The organism is Cesiribacter sp. SM1, from assembly GCF_020178975.1.
Taxonomy (GTDB): Bacteria; Bacteroidota; Bacteroidia; order Cytophagales; family Cyclobacteriaceae; genus Cesiribacter.
Window position 1 is genome coordinate 1 of the sequence record NZ_JAHXBU010000049.1, and the last position, 2,959, is coordinate 2,959.

The window sequence follows — 2,959 nt, forward strand, 5'->3', positions numbered from 1 at the left end:
CTAACCTATGCCCAACCACAGAATAAAGCAAGCGCCCCCAGCTCTTCTTGGAAAGGGGCTGCTAAACTATTACTTTACTACTCTTAATCAACCGCAGCGGCGGCGCCTGCTTTATTCAACGGACGTTGGTGCTAATCAAAACCGTACCTTTAAGCTAAGTGCAGACGGAAAGACTAATATGAAAAAGGACTACATATTAACCCTGATATTCAGCTTACTGACTCTAATAGGATTTTGTCAATCGGCGGAACCAGAGATCATTGTTGTAAGTGAGTACTTTTATAAGGACTCTAAATCATATGCTATAGCAGCAAAGCTTCACAATGATCGAATTTTGATCGATAATAATTTTGATATCAAAAGCCTTGTATTTAATGCTAAGCACAGTGAATCTGCAAATAAGTATAAGGCTATTTCATCTGTCAACAGTAGATCTTTAGCAGAACTAGAAAGCATACAAAGTATCATCGATTCCACTTACTGCGACTACCTTAATCCAATTTATATCATTTACAGTTACCAGGGCGAGACAAAAAAAATAGTGTGGAACAGAATTACGAACTGCTATCCGGATAAAGCAAAGTTTATAGAGGAAGCCGATGAAGAATTGAGTAAGCTCAAAGATATATACCTCCCACCGAGACAATAAAAAATAATAAAAGACTAGCACCAACAACAGAATAAAGCAAGCTCCCCAGTGCGTTCAGCCATTGACAATGCTATTGTCTTCCTTTGCGTCCGTTCGGCAAAGGTCGGTGAAGGTCGCCTGCTTTATTCAACGGACGTTGTGCCCAATTGAACCCCATGAACAACCTACTTACATTAACATTGACCTTATTAGTTCTTTTCTCCTGTTCAGCCAGGGAAAGCGAGGCTCATAACGTAAGTCTTTCAAATATACAGCTGGAACTGTAAATCAAAGAAGAACAAAATTATCCATGGCCTGAAGCAGTGACTCAGGCAGCAGTAAAGGCAATCCATAAATCAGTTGAAAACTTGAATAAGCCTGAAGGACAACAAGAAAAAAACTTCCCTGCTGATCCTTATGGTTTTCCTTTCAATCAGACTGAAGTACAAGAATATAAAATAATAGGATACAGCAATTCTCAAGAGGCTCCAGAAATATATCAGATTGACTTTAGACCAGCAAACGACATTAAAACTGGACCAAGAATCACAGTAGAGATAAATATTAAGACAAAGGAAGCAATTCGTGTATTTATGCAAGCGGACGCATAAAATAAAAAATAAAATAAACTGGGCACAACAACAGAATAAAGCAAATGCCCCACAGCGTTCAGCCATTGTTATAGCAATAGCTGATTTTGCGTACTTTCATCGAAGGGCAGTGCAGGGCATCTGCTTTATTCAATGAACGTTAGGCACAAGTGAAAAACCAAGCTAAAGAATCCACATGACACCAAAAGAACAGCTTCAGTCTATACTTAACAATGAGTATGAATCTGAAGACGGGGATTTGTATAAAGTCGAGCTTTTAGAAGGGATGACCGAAGAAGAAATTGAAGCTTATAAACAGCAATTACCAGGACAATACCTTCCAATAGAGATTGAGGAGCTTTTGCGGTTCAGCAAGGGATTTGAGTTCAGCGGGTTAGAAGAAGTACGATTTGACACATTCGGACCTTTCGGCTTTGAAGAAATGTTTCCTCGTTCAGTACAGTTAGCAGGTGATGGCTTTGGTAACTTCTGGATTCTTGACATAGACTCAAAAGGAAAATGGAACTCCGTCTATTACGTCTGCCATGACCCTGCTGTCGTTGTAAAGCATTCTGAAAATCTAACTGAATTTATTGCGCACATAGACGAATTCGGGAAAAATGGTAAAGAATCGAACCTTGATATTATTCATGAGAAAATAGTCAGTGACATTTGGTTAGAGAAAATCGGAATAATGGAAAAGAATGAAAAAGACTACAACTTTAGCCAAGTGCAGGGTGAACTTCCAGAATTATTTTTAGTGGCAGACTTAACTAATAAGCCAATACAGACTGGATTTTCATGGGGTAAATCGGGTCCGAAAACGAAAATAATTAGACCGGGTGACGAGCCTATTTGGATTATAGAGAAGAGAGTTAAGCAGGGTTTCTTATCCAAACTATTCGGTGGAAAAAAATAAATAACCTGTGCCTAACAACAGAATAAAGCAAATGCCCCAACAACTTTCAGCCATTGACAATGCAGCAAGCAAACCTTGCGTACATTCAGCAAAGGCCAGTGAAGGGCATCTGCTTTATTCAATGGACGTTGGTAGCAAGCAAAATGGGGACACATGATTATAGATAACAAAGCAGAAATACATGCACTTCATAAGCTTTTAGCAACTGTAAAATATTCGGACCAAATCGACAGCTATGATTTGAATGAATTTGCTAATAGTCCCTTGATTACAAATCTGTTAAAAAAGGTTAGACAGGAATATATAGAAATCCTTAAACAGGACGGTCGTGCTGCTTTGGCAGAAGAATGGATTAAGAATTCAAAATTTACCTTTGACAGCAATACCGGTAAATCTGTTGCAGCTCGACTTAAGCACCTTTCTCCATCAGTACTATCCACAATTAGCGATTGGGACCGAAAAGAAGTAAAGGATTTCGCAACTGGACTGGTGGAGCCGCTGACTTATGATGATGAAGAAATAGAAAAGCTGACGGATTATATCATCAAGCTTACTAAAGAAAATAAATAAAGCCTGCTACCAACAACAGAATAAAGCAAGCTCCCCCAGCGCATTCAGCCATTGACAATGCTATTGTCTACCTTTGCGTGGGCATAGCAGAGGCCGGTGAATGGTCGCCTGCTGTATTCAACGGACGTTGGTCTTAATGCAAAATCGTACCATAGATCTACCGCCGGTTTGGAACGGGATTCGTATATTTAGATTGGACGAGCAAATAAGAAGTATGAATATACAAGCTTTAAAATACGAGATCATTGAATG

The 2,959-nt window shown here is 39.2% G+C and carries 4 protein-coding genes; all 4 read left to right on the forward strand.

Translation table 11 applies throughout. The features are described 5' to 3' along the window. Positions 1-7: 7 nt before the first annotated feature. Entirely contained in the window at positions 8-649 is a 642-nt protein-coding gene (locus KWJ01_RS12870) for a hypothetical protein (protein ID WP_224996860.1), read from the forward strand. A gap of 302 nt (positions 650-951) precedes the next feature. Further along, complete coding sequence (locus KWJ01_RS12875) at positions 952-1,239, forward strand: hypothetical protein (RefSeq protein WP_224996861.1); 288 nt, start codon at positions 952-954, stop codon at positions 1,237-1,239. Positions 1,240-1,414: 175 nt separating this feature from the next. Next, a complete protein-coding gene (locus KWJ01_RS12880; protein ID WP_224996862.1) occupies positions 1,415-2,137 on the forward strand; it encodes an SMI1/KNR4 family protein in 723 nt (240 codons plus the stop codon). A 153-nt stretch (positions 2,138-2,290) separates the two neighbouring features. Next, positions 2,291-2,707: a hypothetical protein gene (locus KWJ01_RS12885; protein ID WP_224996863.1), complete on the forward strand. Its 417-nt coding sequence runs from the start codon at positions 2,291-2,293 to the stop codon at positions 2,705-2,707. Positions 2,708-2,959 lie beyond the last annotated feature (252 nt).

Bases quoted from the DNA above. Each gene is read 5' to 3' on its own strand.
- KWJ01_RS12880 (WP_224996862.1), top strand. From the start codon at position 1,415: ATGACACCAAAAGAACAGCTTCAGTCTATACTTAACAATGAGTATGAA.
- KWJ01_RS12885 (WP_224996863.1), top strand. From the start codon at position 2,291: ATGATTATAGATAACAAAGCAGAAATACATGCACTTCATAAGCTTTTA.
- KWJ01_RS12870 (WP_224996860.1), top strand. From the start codon at position 8: ATGCCCAACCACAGAATAAAGCAAGCGCCCCCAGCTCTTCTTGGAAAG.